The 24,282-nt window shown below is 36.1% G+C and carries 23 protein-coding genes; 4 read left to right on the top strand and 19 right to left on the bottom strand.

All coding sequences use genetic code 11. The annotated features are described in order from the left end of the window. Nucleotides 1-3: 3 nt before the first annotated feature. From MHH59_RS06560 to MHH59_RS06520, 9 genes are all read right to left on the bottom strand, one after another. Complete coding sequence (locus MHH59_RS06560) at nt 4-318, bottom strand: cyclic-phosphate processing receiver domain-containing protein (protein ID WP_098632980.1); 315 nt, start codon at nt 316-318, stop codon at nt 4-6. 14 nt (nt 319-332) lie between these two features. Continuing rightward, nucleotides 333-1,055 (bottom strand): prepilin peptidase, encoded by a 723-nt coding sequence (locus MHH59_RS06555; RefSeq protein ID WP_340850979.1) that lies wholly within the window; start codon nt 1,053-1,055, stop codon nt 333-335. Between the two features lie 112 nt (nt 1,056-1,167). Beyond that, nucleotides 1,168-1,878, bottom strand: a complete 711-nt coding sequence (locus MHH59_RS06550) for a LutC/YkgG family protein (RefSeq protein WP_002126142.1) — start codon at nt 1,876-1,878, stop codon at nt 1,168-1,170. Further along, entirely contained in the window at nt 1,878-3,299 is a 1,422-nt protein-coding gene (locus MHH59_RS06545; RefSeq protein ID WP_002011586.1) for a LutB/LldF family L-lactate oxidation iron-sulfur protein, read from the bottom strand. Before MHH59_RS06545 ends, MHH59_RS06550 begins: the two co-directional genes overlap by 1 nt. Nucleotides 3,300-3,315: 16 nt before the next feature. Further along, nucleotides 3,316-4,035, bottom strand: a complete 720-nt coding sequence (locus MHH59_RS06540) for a (Fe-S)-binding protein (RefSeq protein WP_002011587.1) — start codon at nt 4,033-4,035, stop codon at nt 3,316-3,318. 168 nt (nt 4,036-4,203) lie between these two features. Beyond that, on the bottom strand, nt 4,204-4,893 hold the full coding sequence (locus MHH59_RS06535; RefSeq protein WP_201053587.1) for a FadR/GntR family transcriptional regulator: 690 nt from the start codon (nt 4,891-4,893) through the stop codon (nt 4,204-4,206). A 229-nt stretch (nt 4,894-5,122) separates the two neighbouring features. Then, nucleotides 5,123-6,523, bottom strand: coding sequence for a sensor histidine kinase (locus MHH59_RS06530; RefSeq protein WP_002011591.1), 1,401 nt, complete (start codon nt 6,521-6,523; stop codon nt 5,123-5,125). Nucleotides 6,524-6,526: 3 nt separating this feature from the next. After that, entirely contained in the window at nt 6,527-7,198 is a 672-nt protein-coding gene (locus tag MHH59_RS06525; protein WP_002126137.1) for a response regulator transcription factor, read from the bottom strand. Next, on the bottom strand, nt 7,195-8,166 hold the full coding sequence (locus MHH59_RS06520) for a YncE family protein (RefSeq protein ID WP_078178271.1): 972 nt from the start codon (nt 8,164-8,166) through the stop codon (nt 7,195-7,197). Before MHH59_RS06520 ends, MHH59_RS06525 begins: the two co-directional genes overlap by 4 nt. A 136-nt stretch (nt 8,167-8,302) precedes the next feature. Between MHH59_RS06520 and MHH59_RS06515 the strand changes: the two genes are divergently transcribed. From MHH59_RS06515 to MHH59_RS06500, 4 genes are all read left to right on the top strand, one after another. Continuing rightward, complete coding sequence (locus tag MHH59_RS06515; RefSeq protein ID WP_002140915.1) at nt 8,303-9,418, top strand: CdaR family transcriptional regulator; 1,116 nt, start codon at nt 8,303-8,305, stop codon at nt 9,416-9,418. Between the two features lie 117 nt (nt 9,419-9,535). Continuing rightward, complete coding sequence (glcD, locus tag MHH59_RS06510; protein WP_002168855.1) at nt 9,536-10,948, top strand: glycolate oxidase subunit GlcD; 1,413 nt, start codon at nt 9,536-9,538, stop codon at nt 10,946-10,948. After that, on the top strand, nt 10,945-12,273 hold the full coding sequence (locus MHH59_RS06505) for a (Fe-S)-binding protein (protein WP_078178272.1): 1,329 nt from the start codon (nt 10,945-10,947) through the stop codon (nt 12,271-12,273). Before glcD ends, MHH59_RS06505 begins: the two co-directional genes overlap by 4 nt. Before the next feature lie 465 nt (nt 12,274-12,738). Next, nucleotides 12,739-13,569, top strand: a complete 831-nt coding sequence (locus MHH59_RS06500; protein WP_002030537.1) for a CAP domain-containing protein — start codon at nt 12,739-12,741, stop codon at nt 13,567-13,569. 35 nt (nt 13,570-13,604) lie between these two features. Here MHH59_RS06500 and MHH59_RS06495 read toward each other — a convergent pair whose 3' ends face one another. The 10 genes from MHH59_RS06495 to MHH59_RS06450 all read right to left on the bottom strand — a co-directional run bounded on the left by MHH59_RS06495 (nt 13,605) and on the right by MHH59_RS06450 (nt 24,180). Beyond that, a complete protein-coding gene (locus tag MHH59_RS06495; RefSeq protein ID WP_002126129.1) occupies nt 13,605-14,210 on the bottom strand; it encodes a DUF1648 domain-containing protein in 606 nt (201 codons plus the stop codon). Between the two features lie 91 nt (nt 14,211-14,301). Beyond that, entirely contained in the window at nt 14,302-15,225 is a 924-nt protein-coding gene (locus tag MHH59_RS06490) for an RluA family pseudouridine synthase (RefSeq protein WP_002126127.1), read from the bottom strand. 100 nt (nt 15,226-15,325) lie between these two features. After that, nucleotides 15,326-15,742 carry a hypothetical protein gene (locus MHH59_RS06485; protein ID WP_002126125.1) on the bottom strand — a complete coding sequence of 139 codons (417 nt, stop codon included), beginning with the start codon at nt 15,740-15,742 and terminating at the stop codon, nt 15,326-15,328. Between the two features lie 99 nt (nt 15,743-15,841). Next, nucleotides 15,842-18,034, bottom strand: a complete 2,193-nt coding sequence (locus MHH59_RS06480; protein ID WP_002166118.1) for an MMPL family transporter — start codon at nt 18,032-18,034, stop codon at nt 15,842-15,844. Between the two features lie 110 nt (nt 18,035-18,144). Then, nucleotides 18,145-18,792, bottom strand: a complete 648-nt coding sequence (locus tag MHH59_RS06475) for a phosphatase PAP2 family protein (protein WP_002011488.1) — start codon at nt 18,790-18,792, stop codon at nt 18,145-18,147. A gap of 59 nt (nt 18,793-18,851) precedes the next feature. Next, entirely contained in the window at nt 18,852-19,901 is a 1,050-nt protein-coding gene (gene potD / locus MHH59_RS06470; protein WP_002011485.1) for a spermidine/putrescine ABC transporter substrate-binding protein PotD, read from the bottom strand. A 38-nt stretch (nt 19,902-19,939) separates the two neighbouring features. Beyond that, on the bottom strand, nt 19,940-20,740 hold the full coding sequence (potC, locus tag MHH59_RS06465) for a spermidine/putrescine ABC transporter permease PotC (protein ID WP_002011483.1): 801 nt from the start codon (nt 20,738-20,740) through the stop codon (nt 19,940-19,942). A 6-nt stretch (nt 20,741-20,746) separates the two neighbouring features. Continuing rightward, a complete protein-coding gene (gene potB, locus MHH59_RS06460) occupies nt 20,747-21,595 on the bottom strand; it encodes a spermidine/putrescine ABC transporter permease PotB (protein ID WP_002126118.1) in 849 nt (282 codons plus the stop codon). Then, on the bottom strand, nt 21,592-22,575 hold the full coding sequence (potA, locus tag MHH59_RS06455; RefSeq protein ID WP_002030425.1) for a spermidine/putrescine ABC transporter ATP-binding protein PotA: 984 nt from the start codon (nt 22,573-22,575) through the stop codon (nt 21,592-21,594). The genes potB and potA overlap by 4 nt, the downstream gene beginning before the upstream one ends. A gap of 237 nt (nt 22,576-22,812) precedes the next feature. Next, on the bottom strand, nt 22,813-24,180 hold the full coding sequence (locus tag MHH59_RS06450; RefSeq protein WP_078178273.1) for an aldehyde dehydrogenase: 1,368 nt from the start codon (nt 24,178-24,180) through the stop codon (nt 22,813-22,815). Nucleotides 24,181-24,282: the final 102 nt, after the last annotated feature.

Below are 24,282 nucleotides of genomic sequence, written 5' to 3'. Positions count from 1 at the left end.
TTTTTAGCTCCCTACATATTTCAAGGCAATATAAGGATTAATTCCCCCGTTTTCCTTCCCTCTCTCTATGCTCTTTTTCATCTGATGCATACCGATGACATCATTTGTATGAAGGTGGTGAATTTCATTAACATATAAACCTTCGTTGCAGAAAGCTTCTACGAAATCTAACCCACTTTTTTGTCGCCATCCCATATTATAATCGAGGGAAATAATATTCACCTCATTATCCCTAACAATTTGCAAGGCAGATTCTACTGTAGTTGCCAAAACATATCCGTATGGGCAACTTCTTTGATCATCCATATATACATTCATTTTCTATCTCCTCTCTATTTTGCATATGTGACCAACACATAACATATTGCTCCAAGGCTAATAAAGGGTCCGAACGGAATTGGAGTTCTTATGTTTATACGTTTTAGCGCTATACCTATCCCGAAAAAACAAAGACTAAAGCAAGATGCTAAAAATAAAGTTATAAAAACCCCTTTCACTCCGACTATACATCCGAGTAACGAAAGTAATTTCACATCACCTCCGCCAAGACCATCTGGATAAATCTTTTGCATGCAATATAACAAAATGAATATAGTTCCACTACCAGCTAAACTATCTATCCAAGTAACTAACGGTACAAAAATACATTCTAAAATAAGCAAAAGCGCAAACCAAATTAAAATACGATTAGGTATTAGCATATATACTAAATCTGTAACTGAAATAATTAGAAGTAACGAAAAAAGCGATAAAATGATGATGAGCTCTCTTTCCATTCCAATTACATATACAGTAAGAAAAAATAAACTGCCTGTAACAAATTCAAATACTATGTACAAACTTGAGATTTTGCTCTTACAATTCGTACAACGCCCTTTTTGTATACAAAATGAAATGATTGGAATAAGTTCTTTCGGCTCTAACGTATACTTGCAGTAATGACAGTACGAACGCGGTGTAATAATAGATTCCCCTACTGGAACTCTCATCGCAATCACCATAAAAAAAGAACCAAACACCATACCTATTAACAATGCATATAAATAAGTGAACATCCCTTCCTCTCCTTTCCAAAAGAACATAACAAAAAAAGGAGAGAACTTCTACTTCATATTATCTTTATTCTATTAAAAAAGCAGGCCGTTTTCCGGCCTGCTTTCCCCTATTTTATACGATGAAATATACTGCTTTTAACGGCCCGTGTACTCCGACAACAAGATTCATTTCAATATCCGCAGAGTTACTTGGTCCTGTAATAAAGTTAATACAAGATGCGACTGCTTCACCTTTTTCCACACGAGAGTTCATATGTTGAACTGCCTGTGTAATACGCGGTACAAGTGTTTCACGTGGAATAATAGCAAAGTATACAGTCGGTAAAAAGTGTAAAGAACGCCCTTGTCCTTTATGACTTTGTACAACAATCGTACCAGATTCAGCTAAAGTATAATCACTAAATGCAATACCGATATTCGCTTTTTCCGCTATACGCATATTCTCTTCTTTTTTCTCAGGATCCCATACATTTACCTCAACATTTTGCTTTGGAAGCTCTTCTTTAAATAAAGAAGTCAATCCATAGGAATCAAAACGTTCATCTGCTGATAATATAATAGGTCCTCCGCCGTTTTCAACGATTACTTTTTGAATATCTTCACGTAAGCGGTCGTTTGTCGTTTCCACAACAGTTGTATGAATGTTTGTACATTGCTTTTTAAATACTTCTAACAATTCTTCTTGTGAATAATCTTTTAACGTTTCAACATTCACATTACTTTTCCATGCTGGACGTTCTACGCCTTCTGTTTTACGCGCGCGCCCAAGTTCTTTTGCGATATTATCTAGAAAGGACTCACGGTTTTGAATTAATCCTGTCATTATTTGTCCCCGCCTTTCTTATGATCTTTATACCAATCACGGAATCGTTCTTTACTTGGAGCTGGGAATTCACGAATATCCGTCCAGTTTTTAAGTGGTCCAACACCTTTTGATACACGGTTACCAGATGTAAATGGACTCATTGCTGCCGGTGCCATTTTCGATCCCATTTTATATAAAGCTGCTGAAGAAGCACCCATACTAAACATTTTCATTGCTAATTTTTCTGCAAGTGGGGCACGACCTTCTTGCTCAACGATGACTTGACGATGTTTTAATAATAAATCATGTAATGGAATTTTTACTGGACAAGCTTCTGTACATGCTCCGCATAAACTAGATGCATAAGGAAGCTCTTTGTAATCGTCATACCCACCTAAAAGTGGTGTTAATACCGCACCGATTGGTCCTGAATAAATAGATCCATACGAATGTCCACCAACGTGACGATATACGGGACATACGTTAACACAAGCGGCACAACGAATACATTGCAATATTGAACGGAATTCCGATCCAAGAATTTGAGAGCGGCCATTATCAACAACGACTAAATGAAACTCTTCTGGTCCATCTACCTCTTCCTCTTGAATTGGTCCTGCTACTGTTACATAACTTGTTAATTTTTGACCTACCGCACTACGACATAGTAAACCAACTAAAACATCTAATTCTTCCATTGTCGGAACCATACGTTCCATACCCATTACTGCAATTTGTGTTTTCGGAATCGACATGACAAGATCGGCATTACCTTCGTTCGTCACTAAACAAAGAGAGCCAGTATTTGCAACAGCGAAGTTACAACCTGTCACACCAATTTCTGCATCCATAAATTTCTCACGAAGTTGTTTACGAACAAACTTTGTCATTTCGTATGGATCATCAGAATTTTCATATCCAAGTTTTTCTTTAAATACATCACGAATTTGCGTTCTGTTTTTATGAAGTGCAGGCGCAATAATATGTGATGGTGGATCGTTATCTACTTGCAAGATATACTCTCCCAAGTCACTCTCTAACACTTCACAACCAATCTCTTCAAGGGCATGATTCATACTAATTTCTTCAGTTACCATTGATTTTGATTTTACAACTTTCTTCGCTTGTTTCTTTTTTGCAACGTCTTGAATATACTTTGCTGCATCCTCTTTCGTTTTCGCAAAGTAAACGTGACCGCCTCTTTTTGATACATTTTCACTTAACTGCATTAAATAATAATCAAGATTTTCTAACGTATGTTGACGAATTTGTTCACCTAGTTCACGCCACTCTTCCCAGTTTCCCAACTCGTCAGCTGCTTTTAATCGATTTGTATATAAACGCGTTTGTGCAGAAGATACCGCTCCGCGCATAAACGAATCTTGAATTCCATCGCCAACGCGATCATTAAATTTTTTCTCACTGATTTTCATAGACATAGCTTATGTTCCCCCTTCATGAGCGACTATTCAAGACCTCAGCAATATGCATTACTTTTACTTCTTTTCCTAAACGCTCAATACGTCCGCCAATGTTTAACAAACACCCACAATCTGCACCGATTAAATAATCAGCACCTGTTTCCATTACACTATCTACTTTTTCATCTACCATTTGCTCAGAAATTGGAGTCATCTTAACTGAAAACGTTCCCCCAAACCCACAACAATTTTGCACGTTCGGCAGTTCTCTCACAATTAATCCTTTTACGCTTGATAATAAAATTCCTGGTGCCTCTTTTACTCCAAGCAGGCGTGTCATATGACAAGATTTATGAATAGTAGCTATCCCTGGTAAACTTGCACCAACATCTGTAACTTTTAAAACATCTACAATAAATTGTGTAAATTCATATGTTTTATCAGCAACCTTTTGTGCACGTTTAGCCCACTTCGGATCATCTTTAAAAACATGCGGATACTCATGAAACATTGTCGCACAAGATCCAGATGGCGTAACAATATATTCTGCATCTTCGAAAGTTTCAATCATATGTTTCATCGCTTCTTTTGCTGCTTCTACATGGCCGCTATTATAAGCAGGCTGACCACAACAAACTTGTGCTTCTGGAAATTCAATTTCACAACCTAAACGCTCCAATACTTCAACTGTTGCTTTACCGACGTTTGTTTCAAACATATCGACTAAACAAGTAACAAATAAAGTAACTTTCATAACTATAATTCCCCCTCATTACAACTCCGCCAAAAATCATATGGTCATCAGATGACTAAGATTAGAAGAAGTAGGCTCAACCATGGCCTATCCTCTCCCTCTTCTAAAGAAAACGCTTACTTAATCTCTCTCTATTTTATCAGAAAATTAGATTTTTAAAAGATTAAATTACGAATTTATATCGCTTTTACCTGTGACAATATGTTCTACATTTGTTAAATGATCTAGCATCGCTTGCTGCGCTAATTCCACATCTTGCTTTAACACCGCATCATATATAGATTGATGCTCTTCTAAAAGTCGTTCTGATGTTGTTTGTTCACCATATAAAATAATGCGTCTTGATTCACCAATCGTTTCAGCAATCATCTCTGAAACATGATTCATGAGCTCAAGCAAGATGTTATTATGCGAAGATTCTGCAATTCCCATATGAAAATGAAAGTCTGCTTTTTCGCCAGCCTTCTCATCTCCAATGCTCTTTGCCATTTCATCTAACCACTGCTTCATATTTTGCAAATTAGCTTCCGTACGTTTTGCCGCTGCCGCTCGAACTGCCCCCACTTCGAGCACCTTCCGTACTTCTAATAAATTCAAAATATCCTCTTTCTTCATTAATAACTTGTTATTTAGTGATTTTGTTAATGAAGAAGGATCGAAATTCCTTACATATGTACCTTCTCCTTGTTTCATTTCAATTAAGCCCATTGCTCTTAGTGCACTTAGCGCTTCACGAACAGCAGATCTGCCAACTTGAAACTGCTCAGCTAATTGATGAACAGGAAGTAGTTTGTCACCAGGTTTTAACGTACCATTTTTAATCATTGTTAAAATAGCTTCAGATACTTCTTCGTAAATTTTTTTCGGTTTAATAGATTTGTACTCCAGTTAAATCACCTCAGTATCTTCCAAACAACAATTGTAACGTTTTATAAGAACTTAGCATCCATAACTATTTTAGAACGAATTAGTAAGAAGTACAAATGTTTTGTTCATAAAATAGTCAAATTTTTGATATTTGTTTGATATTAATTAATACATTTACGCGTAACTATTTACCTTCAATATGAAGAGCATATTCCAAAAGTTAGAATATGCTCTCCTCATCTTGTGCTTTTAATTTAATACTAACTGTCGTGCCCTTACCTTTTTCACTTTCTATTCTCCACTCACCGTCATGTATATGAACAATTTGCCTTACAATTGCAAGACCTAAACCTGTTCCACCGTGTTGACGACTTCTCGCTTTATCTACTCGGTAAAAGCGTTCCCCCAGATTTTCTAAATGCTCTCTATCAATACCTATTCCTGTATCTTTTATGTGCAATTCACAATAATCATCGATTTGCTTTAATGTTATTATGATATCCCCGTTTTGATTTGTATAACGTATCGCATTATCTAATACATTATGAAGTACTTGTTGCATACGATCCTCATCAATCATTACGATAATTTCAGGATTTAAATTCGTTGAAATACGAAGGTTTTTTTCTACAAACTGTAACTCGTACGTATTTAGTACATCTTCAATAAGCTGTGAAAAAACGATAGGTTGTTTCTTTAAGGGAAAGTGTTCACCTTCTAGCTGCGCTAGATCTAATAAATCATGAACGAGGCGCTGCATGCGACCTGCCTCTTTATGAATAAGTTGCGTTACTTTTTCCTGCTGCGGCCCCTTCGCTACACCGTCTAAAATAGCTTCACTATATCCTTTAATATAACTAAGCGGTGTTCTAAGTTCATGCGAAACATTAGCTAAAAATTCCTTACGCTTTACATCTTCTGTTTCTAAGGAATTTGCCATTTTATTAAAGGCTTTTCCCAATCGTCCAATTTCATCTTCTGAAGAAATTGTAATCCGCTCTGAGAAATCTCCAGTAGCCAAATGATTTGCAACTCGTTCCATTTGCGAAAGCGGTCTCGTAATGGCGATAATAATTTTTCTACCAATCCATATTGTAATTAAAATCATTGCAAGTGCTAACGGCGCTAAAATAAGACCCATATCAAATATTAAGTCTTTTATACTTTTTAAAGGAATATAAGAGTATACAATACCAACTAATTTTTTATTATCTAAAACAGGGATGACAACACCCATAATATTACGATCAAAATGTTCTTCATACCCTATCTTTGTCACAGTTTTCCCATCTAATAGCGCCTGTCTATCCCCTTCACTTATAAGAGAATGATGGTGAACATCAAAAGGCAAACATGCGCTTAAATCACGCGGATTGTATACGAAAAGGACATCTGAACTAGATATTTGATCATATGCCCTTACTTTCTCTTCAAAAGTGGATACTCCTTCACGTTTATCATATTGCGTGGCAAGACGTTTCCCTTCCATTACTAATGAATCTTTTAAATTATCAACGTATAACTTTTCATATGAGTATAAAGATACAAAATAAAGAAAGGAAACTGTTACACATACTGCACATACTACTGTAAGCCAAAGCTTTTGTACCATCGTAAACATACGTTACACCTCAAATTTATAACCTACACCCCAAACCGTTTGAATGTAGTTTCCACTTTCTCCTAGCTTTAGACGCATCGTTTTCACATGCGTATCTACCGTTCTTGTACTTCCTGCATAATCATATCCCCACACCTTTTCAAGCAATTGTTCCCGGCTAAATACTTGTCCATTATGTTGGCAAAGAAAATATAGTAAATCGAACTCTTTTACCGTAAGAGGAATCGTCTCACCATTCGTCTCGACCCTCCTACTTTTTTCATTAATAAGAATCGGTCCAAATTGAATCTCTTCTTGCTGTTCTTGCTTTGTATATCGTCTTAAAACAGCTTCCATACGAGCAATTAGTTCCCCGGGACTAAATGGCTTTACAATATAATCATCTGCTCCCATACGTAAGCCGTTCACCCTATTCCACTCTTCACCTTTTGCTGTTAAAAATATAATAGGTACATCCGACGTTTTTCGAATCTCTTTACAAACTGAAAGCCCATCCATCTCAGGCATCATAATATCTAGTACAACGAAATCGTAATGATCCGTCTCTAATTTTCGAAGTGCCTCTTTTCCATTTTCAGCTTCTCCCCACTCGTATCCGAAGTTATCTAAGTACATTCCGACAAGTTGCCTCATATCACTTTCGTCATCTACGACTAGCACGTTATATTTACTCATTGTCCTTCCCCTTCTCTCTCTATGAGTTGAAACGGTCCTTTTCCGACTTTAATTGTTTGTTTTATTTTCATATTCTTCATATCCATTACGCATACTTCATCGCTATCATAACTAGCTACATATCCTTCTGCACCGCTTTTCAAAAATGCAAATGGATTAGATCCTACTTCTGCAAATCCTACCTCTTGATACGTACTTGCATCAAACTTTCTAAGCGTATTTGAACCGTGACTTAGCGCATATACATACTTATCATCCTTTGTTATATTCACAGGCATAAACGGAGCATGTAAAGAACGCATCATCTCTCCGCTCTGTAAAGAATACACTAATACTTTCTCATTCACTTGACTTCCATCACCATGTCCACCAATCCATATTTCTTTCCCATCAGCGCTAACCGTTGCTCCTGTTGATGCTGGTGGAATCATAAAGGACTGTATCACTTCTTTTTTCATTGTATCAATGGTCGTTAGTTTCGTATCATAAAAGTTGAGTACAGATAACTGGTTATGATGCTCTACCATCGTTATCGGCCCTTTTCCTGTTGAAACACTCCCTGTCTCTTTTCCTTTTATCGTAAAGAACCTTACCTTTTGTTCATTTTGATCGGCAGCAAATAATTGTGTTCCATCATCTGATGCGATAACATTAGCAATTCCTTTTCCAATCTTATATTTGTCCACTTGTCTTCCTTCTGCTAGTGAATATACATACATATATTCTAATTGCTTACCATAAACAAGTATTTCCTCGCCATTTGGAAGTAGCGTAACCCCCGCAATCGGCTCATTTAATTCCCATGTTGTTAATAGCTTCTTTGTTTTTTTATCAATAAAACTAATACTACCTTCCTTTATATTCGTTGTTATAATAACACTTTTATCTTTAGCAATCGGTGTATACGAACTTCCTTGACACCCTACTAATAGAAATAAAAAACAGAGAAGAAAAATATACTTTCTCAAAAGATTCCCTCCATCTTCGGATGATTTCGTTATAATTGTAAAATAACAAATAAATGTGTGGAAAATGTGAAATCTTCCTTTATTAATAAACTTACATATATAATGTACAACAAATAGAATTTGAGGTGTGTAAATTATGCTTTTTCCTGATTTAGCGAATAAAATTGTACGTGAAGTACGCAGATTAATTACTGAAAACATTATTATTATTAATATACAAGGCGTTATTATCGCAAGTACAGATGCGGAAAGAATCGGTCAATTTCATGAAGGTGCACTCCGCTGTGCGAAACAAAAGAAAACTGTCATTATTACAAAAGACGATGAACGACGACTGCAAGGTGTAAAAGCTGGGATGAACCTTCCTTTACTATTCCATGACGAAGTAATCGGCGTGATTGGAATTACAGGAGAACCTGAAAATATTTCACAATACGGAGAAATATTACGTAAGATGACCGAATTATTAATTCATGAAAACTACTTTTTAGAACAACTAGAACTTGAGCACCGTTCTTATGAAGCATTTGTCTTTGATTGGCTTCAAAATACAGACTGGTCTCCAAGTTTTCTCGATCGTGCAAAAACGCTTGGCATTGATTTATATAAGAAGAAACAACTTATTTTATTATCAATCGCCCAAGATAATACGATGCTCCAGCGTAAAATTTGGCAACATATGCGCAACATTTTAGCAAAAGAAAATTTATTTGTTCGCTGGGGAAATGATCGGTTTATTTTGTTTACAACAATCCAATCCAAAGAGCAAACCTTTCAATTTTTAAAACGGTTAAAACAAGACTGTGAAACTTTATTTTCTATTACTTTATATATCGGGATTGGACAAACAGTTACGCCAAGCAATATGAACTTATCGTACGAACAAGCATTACGCGCCCTTTCAGTATCACTTGAAACGAAAAAAATTGTATTTAATGAAGATTTACGTTTAGAAATGTGCTTACAAGATATTTCTACTGAAACTCGAGAACAGTTTCTAGAGCGTACCATTGAAAACTTAGTATCATCTCCTGAGCTTATGCACACTTTACGTTTATTTATCGATTATAACCAATCTTATAAGCAGACAGCTGAGCAATTACATATACACATTAACACATTGCATTACAGGCTAAAAAAGATTGAAGAACATACAGGACTTGACCCGAAACAATTCAAAGATTTAAATGTTTTATACTTCGCACTCCTCTTATTAGATAATCACACAAAAAATAACGATAAAATAGATTAATCTTTAGATGATTGTACATAGAAAGAATCCTCCAACTTTTTTATCATTATAATGAAAGCACTGTTACAACGTTTTTTATTATGACGAAATACGTTAACAGTTTGAGGGGGATTTCCAATGTTAGAAAAGCAAATTATTGATTCATTCGTATCTATTGTTGGCGAAGATAATGTAGATACATCCAATATGGGGCGTTTAACTTATAGTTATGATGCCACTCCAAACTTCCAAGCGATGCCTGATGCAGTCATCGCTCCTCGTAATACAAATGAAATAGCAGACGTGTTAAAAGTGTGTAACACTCATAAAATCCCAGTATACGTTCGCGGGTCTGGAACAAATCTTTGCGCTGGAACGTGTCCACTTGAAGGTGGTATCGTCCTTATTTTCCGCCATATGAACAATATTTTAGAAATTGACGAAGAGAATTTAACAATTACTGTACAAGCTGGTGTTATTACACTTGATATTATTAAAGCAGTAGAAGAAAAAGCTTTATTTTATCCACCAGATCCAAGCTCTATGAAAATTTCTACAATCGGCGGTAACATTAATGAAAACTCCGGCGGATTACGTGGTTTAAAATATGGCGTAACACGTGATTATGTAATGGGGCTTGAACTTGTCTTACCGAACGGCGATATCATTCGTACTGGCGGTAAATTAGCAAAAGATGTAGCTGGTTATGATTTAACTCGTTTATTTATTGGTTCTGAAGGAACACTTGGTGTTGTTACGGAAGCTATATTAAAACTTGTCCCTATGCCTGAAACGAAGAAAACGATGCTTGCGCTATATGAAGATATTAACGAAGCTGCTCGAGCTGTTTCTGCTATTATTGCAAATAAAATTATTCCGGCGACACTTGAGTTTTTAGACCAACCAACAATTGAAGTTGTAGAAGAGTTTGCACAAATCGGTTTACCAACTGACGTTAAAGCAATTTTATTAATTGAACAAGATGGCCCGCCCGAGGTTGTCAATCGCGATATCGAAAAAATGGCTAACGTTTGCCGTGCTATGAATGCGGTCGATGTTCGCGTTGCAAAAGATGAAGCCGAAGCAGATGCGCTTCGTACAGCACGCCGTAGTGCACTATCAGCACTTGCAAGACTAAAACCGACAACAATATTAGAAGATGCAACTGTACCACGTTCACAAATCGCTCCAATGGTTGAAGCAATTAATGCAATTGCAAAGAAATATAATATTCCTATTTGTACTTTTGGTCATGCTGGTGATGGTAATTTGCATCCGACTTGTATGACAGATGCCCGTAATGAAGAAGAAATGCATCGTGCCGAACAAGCTTTTGCTGAAATATTTGCGAAAGCGATTGAGCTTGGTGGTACGATTACTGGTGAACATGGTGTTGGCGCAATGAAAGCTCCGTATTTAGAAATGAAATTAGGTAAAGAAGGTATTGCTGCTATGCAAGGGATTAAACAAGCCTTCGACCCAAACAACATTATGAATCCTGGAAAGATGTTCGCGAAAGACTCTCGTAAAAGAGTGGTGGTTGAGCGATGACCACATTAAATAAAGAAAACATTCAAAAGGAATTTAAAGAACGATTAAGTGAAGATGAACTACTAAACTGTATGCGATGCGGCTTTTGTTTACCAACTTGCCCTACTTACATTCAATCTGGGTATAAAGAAGCACATTCCCCACGCGGACGTATCGCCTTAATGAAAGCCGTCGTTGATGGTTTAATTGAGCCGGATGAAGATGTTGAAGATACATTAAATGTTTGCCTTGGCTGCCGCGCTTGTGAACCTGTTTGTCCATCTGGTGTGAATTATGGACATTTATTAGAAGAAGCTCGTGATATTATTAATCAAAATAAAAAGTTCTCCATGCCCGTGAGAGCTGTTCGTAAAGTTGTTTTTGAAGGACTATTCCCGCATCAAAACCGAATGCGAACATTAACAGGACTAATCGGATTTTACCAGCGTTCTGGTTTACAAACGCTAACACATAAAACAGGTATTATGAAGTTATTCCCTGAAACACTTGCAACGATGGACCTCGTTTTGCCAAAAGTCCCTAAAATGAAAGCAATGAAAGATCGTCCTGAATTTTTACCTGCTGAGGTGGCAAAGAAGAAACAAGTTGCATTCTTCACAGGCTGTTTAATGGATACGATGTTTTTAGAAACAAATAACGCAACGATGAAACTTCTTCAGTTAGCTGGTTGTGATATCGTTATTCCGAAAACACAAAGTTGCTGCGGGGCATTACATGGGCATGCTGGTGAAAAGAGTGGAGCAAAAGAATTAGCAAAACGAAATATAGAAGCATTCGAAGATTTAAACATCGACTATATTATTACGAATGCAGGTGGTTGCGGAGCTTACCTCGTAGACTATGATTATCTGTTAAAAGATGATCCCAAATGGGCTGAACGCGCAAAGCAATTTGTTTCTAAAATTAAAGATATTACTGCTATACTAGTAGAACTAGATTTCCATAAACGTAATGACTTACGACTCACGCCGCAAATCATTACGTATCAAGACTCTTGTCATTTACGCAATGTTATGCGAACATCTTCGGAACCTCGTATGTTACTAGAGGCCATTCAAGGCGCAACATACCGCGAAATGAAAGATGCGGACCGTTGCTGTGGTTCTGCTGGTATTTATAATATTGTCCATTCGGAGTTATCAATGGAATTTCTAGATTACAAAATGGACCGTGTACATGAAACAGATGCAGCGACAATTGTTACTGCAAACCCTGGATGTCTATTACAAATGAAACTAGGTATTGAACGTGAAGGTCTTTCTCATAAAATGAGAGGAATTCACATTGTTGATCTATTATTAGAAGCAATTGAAACCAACTCGTAATAACTCGTAACATACGTAATAATAGGAAAACGGCTATCTCCTTCGTCTACGTAAAGAGATAGCCGCTTTTTTGTCCGCTACAACATTAAAAATATGTTACTTTATTATAAAAAAGAACAACAGAAACATTACAGTTTTGTAAAAATACATCCAGTATATTCCTCAAAAAAATGCTAAAATCATTGATACAATAGGATTCTTCATTTTTAATATAGGTACATTTATCCAAAAACCCCCTCTTAAAACCAAGTATAAAAATGCTAAAAATTCCTTTTATACTCTATGTTTCTCTTATTTCATCCCTTTCCTCCTCTTAGGATAAATTAGGAAATTTTTAAGTCTATGAATTTTTTTCCATCTTTTTTCTCGCAAATTGTATGCTACGATGAATTGGTCAGTCAGACAGGCTGTCAAAAACAAATCGTGTGAAAACAAATTAAAACTTTATATAGGGGGACACACATCATGAAAAAGCGTGTTTTATTATCTGTAGCTGCTGCAACAGCTCTTACTTTAGGAGTATCTTCTTTAGATGCACAAGCTGCAACAGTACAACCATCTAACATAAAGGTTCAAAATATTCAGCATTCAAAAATGATGATGAAGCAAATGAGCCAACAAGAATTACAAGCATTCTTACAATCTATGGGAGTTGAATCATTAGCACAATGGAACCAAGGACAATTCCAACAAGATTGCTTCATTCCTGGTCAACAGCCTACTGAAAATGTTGTTACTGAACAACCAACAGCTAAGCCAGAAGCTCAAAAGCCTGCTGAGGAAACTCAAAAACCAGCTGAACAAAAGCCTGCTGAAGAAGTTGCTAAACCAGAAGCTCAAAAACCAGCTGAAAACAACAATACTCAAAACGAAACACAAAAACCTGCTGAGCAAAAGCCTGCTGAAGAAGCAAAATCTTTAAGCGAATTCGAACAACGCGTTGTTGAATTAACAAACGCCGAGCGTACAAAACAAGGCTTATCAGCATTACAAATCGATACTGAATTAAGCAAAGTAGCACGCATTAAGTCTGAAGATATGCAAAAAAACAACTACTTTGATCATAACAGCCCTACATACGGGTCTCCGTTTGACATGATGAAAAAATTTGGTATTTCTTATAAATCTGCAGGTGAAAACATCGCCCAAGGACAACGTACTCCAGAAGAAGTTGTACAAGCTTGGATGAACAGTGCCGGACACCGTGCAAACATCTTAAATAGTGGCTTCACTCATATCGGTGTTGGCTATGTAGAAAGCGGCAACTACTGGACACAACAATTTATTACGAAATAAATAAAAAAAGAGTCTTCTAGAAGAAGACTCTTTTTTTATGTTTCATAGCTTTCTAATATGTATGCGTATAAAATGTAGAACATAAACAAAATAGACCCGCAGCTTATTACACTAATTAACAAGTAAAATCCCCACTTCAGGCTCAAAAGCAACGAAAATAATATGCTACATGCCATCACTTGAAAGATTCGCCTACTAACTAAACGGATTTTTTGTAATTTGATCGGTTCTTTCTCTCTATCCTTCACCTTTTTAAACACTTTACTAAACATAAAAAGAAACATACTAATTCCAATCGTTAGTCCTGTCTGAAAGGATATAATACTTCCCAAATTAATAAAGAGAATTAGTATATGGACAAACATCATAAATAAAGTAATACTCTTTATAAATCCATTTATAATGAAATACTCTCCTTCATTAAACTTATATATATTATGTAAAATAACATATACTAATCCATGTAAAATAATAATAAGGACAGGGATAAATAATACGACAACTTGTTTACTCATAAACTCGTTCGCTCCACCATTCTCGTTCCAATGCACTGCCATACGAGTTGGTAAATATGGATAAATACATAGAGTAAGTAAAAGACAAGCGAAAAATATCCCTAGCATATATTTATATTTGATCAAGTAATTCTCACCTCTCTTTTCTCTTAACGGCTTCGCCTCTTTCAGAGAAATCCCTGCAAAAATCTACCTTTTTCAACTTTAAACTTACACTTTACCTATTTTCTCTTTCAAATTTTTTCATTGTATCGTTTAAATTTGTAGGGAAAGGTACGTCAACAACGATCTCTTCTTTCGTAATCGGATGCAAAAAATTAATCTTCATCGCATGTAACGCTTGCCCGGACATATATGTTGTTTGCCCACCATATAATACATCCCCAACTAATGGATTTCCATTATAGCTCATATGAACGCGAATTTGATGCGTTCTACCAGTTTCTAACTGTAACGTTACGAGCGTCGCATTTTGTTTTTTAAAATATTTCTCTACTTTATAATACGTTATAGCTTGGTCTCCCTTTGGAGAAACACGACGCCTTGTAGCATGATGTCGATCTCTTCCGATAGCTGCATCAATTGTCCCCTGCTTCTTTTTTACTTTTCCTTCAACAAGTGCCATATACGTTCTTTTGATTTTCCGTTCCATTAATAAACGATCCATAATTGCACCCGCAATTCTATGTTTTGCGAATACAACACCACCTGTCGTATCTTTATCTAATCTATGGATATGCCGAACCTTCGTCTCTAAACCTTGCATTTGAAAATGAAAAGCAACAAGATTAGCAAGTGTTCCCGTCCCATTTTTTTCAGAAGGATGTGTATCCATTTGCCCCTGCTTATTTACAATGAGTACGTGATCGTCTTCAAACACTACATTTAATTCACCATATTCCGGCTCTACGCCGTACTCCTCCTCCATAAACATATGAACTTGTAACTTATCTCCTTCTTTTAAAAGTTCATTCCATCTCCTTTGTTCTCCGTTAACCGTAACACCTTTTTCCATACGAAGCTGATGTAATAACTTTTTTGGTACTTCCCATTCTACTTTTAACAACGACTCAATACTTATACCATTCCACGTCGCTGGAACCGTAATTTCGCACCATTCGCCCTTTTTCTTTGTTTCCATACTATAATCACCTTATTTCTATTGATTCTCTCATTGTAACGGAAAACATAATTTGATGCACCGTCAAAAATAGAGGACAGCCTTATAATCGACTGTCCCCTCACGCTCTAAGCCTTTTCATTTCCTGCAACACTTCTTCAGCTTTTTGTTCATACAATAAATCTTTAAAGAAATCCGCCAATCGTTTATAGTCGTTGTACGTATCTAATAAGTCGTCTATTTTCTCTCCTTTCATAACTTGTTGCTTTTGCTTCATTTTTACTGGATAGCGATACCCCGATACTTCTTGTATTTTGTAATACTCATCCTCTACTTGAATGACTTTTACAAGTTCCTCTTCTTCCGCATCCATCGTATACCCGTCAAAGTCTCTAAGCAGTTCATAAATAATATGAGTCCATTCATCTTTTGGGTAAAACCCTTTTTCCAACCGATAACCGACAATGCGATACATATGCCCATCGTTTTCAGCAAACTGTACTGTATCATTTAGCTTAAACTTAAAATAACGAAACATTGCCTTCACCTACTTGTATGTAATGTTCTTATCACATACTATGCGCAAAATATGGGCCCTGCTATTCATAAAAAAAACTCATCTTATAGATGAGTTTTTTTATGATGATTTTTCTCTTTTCTTTCGAAATGGTAGCCACCAGTTCCAATCCCCAAACAATTTCATTAAACTTGGTACGAGCATAAGACGGATAATTGTTGCATCAAGAAATATTGCTAATGCAACCCCAAGCCCCATCTGCTTTACTGGTAAAATATCAGTAAAGGCGAACGCACCGGTAACAACAATCATAATTAAAGCGGCGGACGTAATAATCCTACTTGTCGAAACAAGCCCTTCTAACGTTGCTTGATCGTTATCCCCTGTTTCTTCATAGAGCTCATGAATACGTGAAATAAGAAATACTTCATAATCCATGCTAAGCCCAAATACGAGGCCGAAAATAAAGATTGGTAATACAAATAAAACTGAACTCTCTTCTAATCCGAAATGACCACCTTCAAATAACCAAATTACAATTCCAATTGTTGCACTTAAACTAAGTACGTTCATAATAATAGCTTTAATTGGAATGAGTATAGAGCGGAATGCGAATAATAAAATGACAAAGGTTGATCCAAATATAACAGACATACCAATTGCAACTTTATCTTTAATTTCATCTTCTAACTCTTGCTGGAACGTCGTCATACCGCCCAAATAATAAGTAACATCATTTTCTTTATAATTCTTTTTGAAATCACGAACCCATTGTTTTGCGGTTTCTGTACTTGGCTTCGTATCCAAAAAGACTTCCATTGTTGTTTTATTCCCTTTCGTATACGCTTCAAATACAGGAGCTATTTTCGCAGCCTCTGGCGACTGTAACATTCCAGCAACTTGATCTGCTTTCATTCCATTTAGCCCGTCATATACACTTTTCACCTTATATACTTGCTTATCGTCTTTTAACTTTTGAACAACAGCTTCTATCTTTTGTAAACTTTCTTTTTCTGTTATATCTTTCTTCGTCTCTACTACTAATGTCACATCAGCGTGTGTTTGGACAGTTTTATTAAAGGCTTCTTCATACTTCTCAAATGCAACTCTCGTATCACTCTTTTCAGGTAACGCTTCAACACCAGGAAACTGCAAGTTAGCTGTACGTAGCGGTAATAAACAAATAACAATAAATGTTGTAACAACAATAATCATGACGATTGGATGTTTCATTACAAACTGTGCAAATTTACGCCATACATTTGATGGCGTAGGCGCCGCCTGATTCTTTTTTAATATCCTTTTACCAATTAAAGATAATAGCGCCGGAAGAAGTGTGAGCGAAAACAAAATGCTCATAATAACGACAATCATCCCGCTAATAGCAACAGACTGAATATAATCTATCTTAAAGAAAAATAAGCCTGATAAACCGACGAATACACATAACCCTGAAAATACGATAGCACGCCCTGCCGTTTGATACGTAATCGCTATCGCTTCTTTCACTGTTCTCTTCGCAACTTCCTCTCGAAAACGATTTACAAATAACAGTGCGAAATCAATTGATAATGCGAGCCCAATCATCGGTGCAACATTTAACACGAAAATAGATAGCTCTTTATCACTACCTATAAAATATAAAATCCCCATCGTACTAATGACACTAAGCGCGCCATTTACAATCGGTAAAATAGACGCAATCAGACTACCAAATGAGAATAATAGTACGAGAAAAGCAATAGGTAATCCAATCATCTCTGCTACTTTTAAATCATTTTGCGTTCTTTCATTAATCTCTTGATTAATTTTCGGATATCCTGTCGGTGTTACTTTTAATACGCTATTACTTTCCTTCTCGATTTTCCCGGCAAATTGTAATGTCTTTTCCATTCGTTCTTTATTTGTTTTCCCGGAAAATAAAATCGTCGCATAACCGATATCATCTTGTAACATCTCTTTATTTTGCATTGGATGATGGAAAGATTCGTATTTTTCTTTCTCTTCAATTTGATTTATTATCCCCTCTATACGCTTTTGGAACTCCTCATGCGAAGTATCCTTTTCCTTCTCAAAAACGAGTAAAAGTGTATCTTGAGACTGCTTAAAATCCTTATCTAAAATTTCTTTCGTCTTTTGATAATCCCCTTCTGTTTGGAAACCATCACCGCCCAATACTCCTGGAAGTTTTGGAGCAAAAATACCGAGCACTATCGCAAGTAGTAGTAATGCTACAATTACTGTATAACGAAATTGATACAAAAAAGTTCCTAACTTCCCCCACTTATCAATTTTATGTACATTTGTCTTCACACATTTTCACCTACTTTATATAATTCACTTGTCATTTATACTTTATCACATCTCCCCATAAACAAAAAACGTCTAGAAAAACTATAATACTAGTTTTTCTAGACGTTTTTTTATCTCTCGTTATTAAGTCCCAATCTCTCGGTAAGTAAACGATGACAATAAATTGCGATGATTAACAAAATGCCACCTGCACAGTAACCAGCTAAAATATCAGTCGGGTAATGAACATTTAAAATAACTCTACTTAATCCAATCAATATAATTAATATGCCCATCGAAATCGTAATACCACATTTTCCAGCTACACTCTTCAAATTGGCAGCAATGATATAGGCAAGAAAACCGAATGTTATAATAGATAGCATTGCATGTCCGCTTGGGAAGCTATACCCAAGTGCGTCAAGTGCCTCATTTAATGATGGGCGGTCTCTTTTTACAATTTCTTTTATTCCCTTATTAACAAGGTGTGTCGTTAATATAGCCATTGGATACACAATCATAGCAGCATAATAACGCTTTTTCCAAAAAACGAGCAAGCTTATAATTAGTGTCGTTATAACTCCAATTGCAGATCCTAGCTTTGTAAAGTATGAGAAGAATGTAAGTGAGCTTTCCGTTTGTAATCCTTTTACCATATCACGTACGTATGTATCCATCATTGTAACACCACCTACATGTACCCTCCAAGCGATGATGCTAAATAGAACAAACAATAAAATGATACACATTAACTCATACTGATGTAACTTTTTCTTCAATCGACTTCCTCCTACTATGAAAAAATGCGATTTCTACTTTAGAAACCGCATTTTCTTACTTATTTACCTTTTGTTTTCAGCTCTGTCCAGTAGCGATCGTAGTCTTTTAACTTATCGTCTACATCAACAAGCCACTCTGTACGATCTAATTCTTCTTTTGTTAAGAAGATCATGTGATTATCACGATATTCTTTACTATGAAGAGGATGAGCTTTTTCATTTGGATTACTGTAACCAATTGACTCGTAGTTTTTCACACTTACTTTTTCATCTAATAAGTAGTTCATAAACTTCTCTGCAAGTTCTTTATTTTTCGCACCTTTTGGAATTGCTAACGTATCAGCCCAAATTGTGCCACCTTCTTTTGGTACAACGTATCCTACATCTTTATTGTCTTTCGCAATGAATGCTGCGTCTCCAGACCAAACTGTCCCGATCCAAGCATCTTCTGTAATGAATTTTTGTTTAATATTATCTGTATCGAATGCTAATAAGTTTGGAAGTAGCTTCTGCAAATCAGCAGACGCTGTCTTTAACTGTGCATCCTCTTTCGTGCTATTAGAGAAACCGTTTTTCTTAAGTCCCATTCCTAATACTTCACGAGAATCGTTTAATAAAGTAACATGTCCTTTATATTTCTCGTTCCATAAATCATTCCAGCTTGTAGGTGTTTCTTTCACATACTTTTTATTGTATGCAATTCCTGTTACACCCCAAGTATATACTAGAGAATACTTATTCTCTGGATCAAACGCAGGTGTTTTAAAGTTAGACACAAGGTTCTCGATGTTCGGGATATTCTTCTTATCTAAAGGCGCTAATAAGTCCATCTTCGCCATCGTTTTCACCATGTAATCAGATGGCTGAATTAAATCATATGTCGCGCCACCAGCTTGTAATTTCGCAAGCATTTCTTCATTACTTGCATATTTATCGTAGTTAATTTTCACGTTATATTTCTTTTCAAAATCTTTTAAAACTTGCTCATCAAAATTGTCCGCCCAGCTATAAATGTTTAATTCTTCTTTTTTCTCACCACAACCAGCAAGTACACCTGCAGCAAGACTGAAGCTAATTGCTATACCAGCTAATCTCTTCACTAATTTCATCGGTTTATTACCTCCTCGTTCTTTCTATATCATTCGTATTATAAAGGAAGGTGTCCTCCAGAGTTCTCTTCACCGTCTGCACCTTTATTACGGAAAATTTCCGATAGCACCATTAATCCTACAATTACAACAATTAATATTGTAGAAAGAGCATTAATTTCAGGCGATACTCCACGCTTAACCATACTATAAATGTATAATGGCAATGTTGTTGATCCTGGTCCTGATACGAAAAAACTAATTACAAAATCATCAATCGATAATGTGAATGTTAATAATGCGGCTGAAATAACTCCTGGTGCAATTGCTGGAAACGTTACATAACGAAACGTTTGCCACGGCGTTGCTCCTAAATCGTTTGCAGCCTCTTCTAAATCACGTCCCATACCAGAAAGACGTGCCGCTAAAATAACAACAACAAATGAAATACTGAATGTAATGTGTGCAATAATAATTGTTGTTTTTCCAAGTTCCATACCTAATTGACTAAATAGGATAAGTAAAGATAATCCCATTAAAATATCAGGAATTAAAATTGGTAAATATACAAGACCGTTAATGGCCCCTTCAAAACGATATTTGTAACGGTGTAATGCAATAGCAAAAATCACACCAAGAACTGTCGTCACAATTGTCGTTATAACAGCAATCGTCATACTATTTACAAACGCATCAATAACATCTTGTTTTTGAAATAAATCTGTATACCAATGGAGTGTAAAGCCCTCCCATTCCGCATTAATGCGAGAATCGTTGAAGGAATATACCATTAAAACCATCATTGGAAAATACAAAAACAATAAGATTAACCAAGAATAAGAAACTAAAAACTTCTTCATTTTTGCCTATTCCCCTCCGTTTCCATCATATTTATATACTTTCGTTGCACGATAATATAAGTAAATTAACAGAACAGAGAATAGAACAACAATCATAGATAACGCGGAACCAAATGGCCAGTCACGTGAACCTAAGAATTGGTTTTGAATTACGTTTCCGATTAATGCTACTTTCGATCCACCCATAACGTCTGATACAACAAACATTCCGATAGAAGAAACGAATACTAAAATAGAACCAGTTGTAATCCCTGACATCGTCATCGGTACTGTTACATTCCAAAATGCCTTTACTGGTGTTGCTCCTAAATCATAAGCCGCCTCTAGCTTACGCTTATCAAGCTGCTCAATTGCTGCATACACTGGTAAAATCATAAATGGTAATAAAGAATATACCATTCCGAGTATTACAGAAGGCGTATTATATAGCAGATTTAAAGGTTCACTAATAATACCTAGTTTCAATAGCAATGTGTTTACAAGACCTTGTGAACGTAAAATAACAATCCATGCGTATGAACGAACAAGAAAGTTAATCCAGAACGGAATCGTTGCCAATAATAGAAGGATAGAACGATATTTACGATCAACAATTGTAATTGTATAGGCGAATGGATAACCGATTAATAAACATAGTACTGTCGTAATAACAGCTATCTTCACTGTTTCCCATAACGTCCCCATATATAATGGATCAAACACACGTGCTATGTTATCTAATGTAAATTTCATTTCCACTGTCCCGTATGCTCCGCGCTGCATGAAGGCAAATGCTAATACGAACAGAAGTGGAATTAGGAAGAAGAGTAACAGCCATACGACTGTAGGTAATGCGAGTAATTTCCCTTTCTTCAATTTAAGGTCACCTCGTCCTCTTGCTCCCAGCCTACATATACATTATCTCCAATGCTCCACTGCGTTGCTTCTTCAGCAGTTTGGTATGCCATTAGTAATTCCGCTGTTTTCTCCTCACGTACATATAGCTTTTCCATATTTCCAACAAATTCAATATCTTCAATATGTCCAAGATGGTATTCTTTTAAAATTGGCTCTTCAACCGAGCGAACTTTTACATTTTCAGGGCGAACTGCTACGTAGTTTTCCCCATTTTTCACGATATTATTTTCACCGATAAACGTCGCAACAAACAATGTTTTCGGCTTATTGTAAATTTCCTTAGGCGTGCCGACTTGTTCGATATGCCCTTTATTCATAACGACAATACGATCACTCATACTCATCGCTTCTTCTTGATCGTGCGTTACATATATGAACGTAATTCCTAAATTACGTTGTAAGTTTTTCAATTCACGTTGCAAATCTTTTCTTAACTTAAAGTCAAGCGCTCCAAGTGGCTCATCTAATAGTAATACACGTGGGTTGTTTACAATTGCTCTTGCAATTGCTACACGCTGCTGCTGTCCACCAGAAAGCTTCGAAGGTTTACGATTACGGAACTCAAGTAACTGCGTTAAACGCATTGCCTCTTCCGCACGTTCTTTCTGTTCTGCTGCTGATACTTTTTGCATTTTCATACCGAAACAAATATTTTTTTCAACATTCATATGTGGGAATAGTGCGTAATGTTGGAACACTAAATTCATATGACGCTTGTATGGCGGCAAATCGTTAATCTTTTCATCATCTAATAAAAGATTCCCTTTAGTTGGGGTTTCAAATCCTGCGATCATACGAAGTAAAGTCGTTTTCCCGCAACCACTCGGTCCTAAAATTGTTAAAAATTCTCCTTCTTTAATATCTAAAGAAAGAGGGGGGATAATCACTTGATTTCCAAAATGTTTTTCTACTGCTTCAACTTTAATAATCTTTTTCATTTTCCCGTCCTATCTACCTTAAATTTTAATTTTTATATTCATGAATAAATATTTATGTTCTATAGACTATTTTTTTGTTTCGATCCAAACAAAAATGGTTGTTTAGCAGCGTTCTCTTCTATTCTTTATGTAGTATGTTTGATTCATTTTCGCATGATACATATGTCGAACAGAAAAACCCCTTCAGTTGCGAAGGGGTTTTTATCATACGGCTACGCCTACTGATAAACACCATCATCATTTTAACAACTTTCGTATGAATTTTAAAGCACTTTTTGTAGAAGAGTAACGAATTTTCATGTCGAATGCTGTAGATTGGGACAAAATGCTTTTATAATGGGAAAAAGTCCGAAAACTTTGTTCACCATGATAGCTGCCTAATCCACTACTTCCAACGCCCCCAAAAGGTAAATATGGCGTTGCAAGATGATATACGACATCATTTATACATCCTCCGCCATATGAAATATTACTCGTCACTTTCTTTTGCACTTTTCTATCTTCAGAAAATACATATAGTGCTAACGGCTTTGGATGGTGCTGAATCGTTTCAATTACCTCTTCTATTTTGTCATATTCTATAATTGGTAAAATCGGCCCAAAAATTTCATCTTCCATAACAGCACTTTGCCATGTAACATTCGTTAACACTGTCGGTTCGATGTGTAATGTTTCTTTCGTATAATTCCCGCCAATCACAGGTTTACCATCTTGCAAAAATGTACATAAACGTTCAAAATGACGCTCACTCACAATTCGCACATAATTGTCATTTTGCAAAGCATCTTTTCCATATTGCTCTGCGATTTCATGTCTTAATGCCTCGATTAACTGCTCTTTCACTGAAGAATGAACGTACATATAATCAGGCGCTACACACGTCTGCCCAGCATTCAAAAACTTGCCCCAAACGATACGTCTTGCGGTTACATCTAGCTTTGCATCTTTATGTACAATACATGGGCTTTTCCCGCCAAGCTCTAACGTAAGAGGCGTTAATTTTTTCGCCGCTGCTTCCATAACAACTTTTCCGACACCAACACTACCTGTAAAGAAAATATAGTCAAACGATTCCTTTAAAAGTGCAGTGCTTTCCTGAGCACCGCCTTCTACTACCGATACAAGCTCTTCTGGGAATAATTCACCTAACATTCTCGTAAGCACTTTTGAAACGTTTGGCGTTAACTCTGACGGCTTTAAAACGACTGTATTGCCAGCTGCCAATGCTCCTACAAGTGGTGCAATTGCTAATTGAAACGGATAGTTCCACGGTGCGATAATAAGCGTCACACCATACGGTTCTGGCACCACTTTCCCCTTCGATCCAAAATGAGTAAGAGCTGTGCGAACACGCTTTGGTTTACTCCAAGATGAAATATGCTTCATTTGAAAAGAAATCTCTTTTAGTACATATCCAATTTCTGTTGTAAATGATTCGTGAACTGATTTATTCAAATCTAATTTCAACGCTTGAAAAATCTCACCTTCAAAACGCTGAATTCCATCATAAAGCTTTTTTAAATTATTTTTTCTTGTTTCTATACTTCTCGTATATCCATTATAAAAATATTGCTTTTGTTTATTTACAATAGAAGAAATGCTCATCTATTCACCTTCTCCCACTATTTTTATCCAATTCTTTCATTATTTATATAGAACTTTTTTACTCGTAAAATTACATTATATATAATTTTTTCTTTTATATAA

The sequence above is a fragment of the Bacillus sp. FSL E2-0195 genome, from assembly GCF_038003645.1.
Taxonomy (GTDB): domain Bacteria; phylum Bacillota; class Bacilli; order Bacillales; family Bacillaceae_G; genus Bacillus_A; species Bacillus_A mycoides.
Note: the sequence above shows the minus strand (reverse complement) of the source record. Positions and strands in the feature narration are given on the sequence as shown.

Excerpts from the sequence above, each read along its gene's own strand:
- potD (WP_002011485.1), bottom strand. The coding sequence starts at position 19,901 with ATGAAATTAGTGAAGAGATTAGCTGGTATAGCAATTAGCTTCAGTCTT.
- MHH59_RS06485 (WP_002126125.1), bottom strand. The coding sequence starts at position 15,742 with ATGTTTCGTTATTTTAAGTTTAAGCTAAATGATACAGTACAGTTTGCT.
- MHH59_RS06505 (WP_078178272.1), top strand. The coding sequence starts at position 10,945 with ATGACCACATTAAATAAAGAAAACATTCAAAAGGAATTTAAAGAACGA.
- potA (WP_002030425.1), bottom strand. The coding sequence starts at position 22,575 with ATGAAAAAGATTATTAAAGTTGAAGCAGTAGAAAAACATTTTGGAAAT.
- MHH59_RS06525 (WP_002126137.1), bottom strand. The coding sequence starts at position 7,198 with ATGAGTAAATATAACGTGCTAGTCGTAGATGACGAAAGTGATATGAGG.
- MHH59_RS06545 (WP_002011586.1), bottom strand. The coding sequence starts at position 3,299 with ATGTCTATGAAAATCAGTGAGAAAAAATTTAATGATCGCGTTGGCGAT.
- MHH59_RS06550 (WP_002126142.1), bottom strand. The coding sequence starts at position 1,878 with ATGACAGGATTAATTCAAAACCGTGAGTCCTTTCTAGATAATATCGCA.
- MHH59_RS06560 (WP_098632980.1), bottom strand. The coding sequence starts at position 318 with ATGAATGTATATATGGATGATCAAAGAAGTTGCCCATACGGATATGTT.
- MHH59_RS06490 (WP_002126127.1), bottom strand. The coding sequence starts at position 15,225 with ATGGAAACAAAGAAAAAGGGCGAATGGTGCGAAATTACGGTTCCAGCG.
- MHH59_RS06450 (WP_078178273.1), bottom strand. The coding sequence starts at position 24,180 with ATGAGCATTTCTTCTATTGTAAATAAACAAAAGCAATATTTTTATAAT.
- glcD (WP_002168855.1), top strand. The coding sequence starts at position 9,536 with ATGTTAGAAAAGCAAATTATTGATTCATTCGTATCTATTGTTGGCGAA.
- MHH59_RS06515 (WP_002140915.1), top strand. The coding sequence starts at position 8,303 with ATGCTTTTTCCTGATTTAGCGAATAAAATTGTACGTGAAGTACGCAGA.
- potC (WP_002011483.1), bottom strand. The coding sequence starts at position 20,740 with ATGAAGAAGTTTTTAGTTTCTTATTCTTGGTTAATCTTATTGTTTTTG.
- MHH59_RS06540 (WP_002011587.1), bottom strand. The coding sequence starts at position 4,035 with ATGAAAGTTACTTTATTTGTTACTTGTTTAGTCGATATGTTTGAAACA.
- MHH59_RS06530 (WP_002011591.1), bottom strand. The coding sequence starts at position 6,523 with ATGTTTACGATGGTACAAAAGCTTTGGCTTACAGTAGTATGTGCAGTA.
- MHH59_RS06555 (WP_340850979.1), bottom strand. The coding sequence starts at position 1,055 with ATGTTCACTTATTTATATGCATTGTTAATAGGTATGGTGTTTGGTTCT.
- MHH59_RS06500 (WP_002030537.1), top strand. The coding sequence starts at position 12,739 with ATGAAAAAGCGTGTTTTATTATCTGTAGCTGCTGCAACAGCTCTTACT.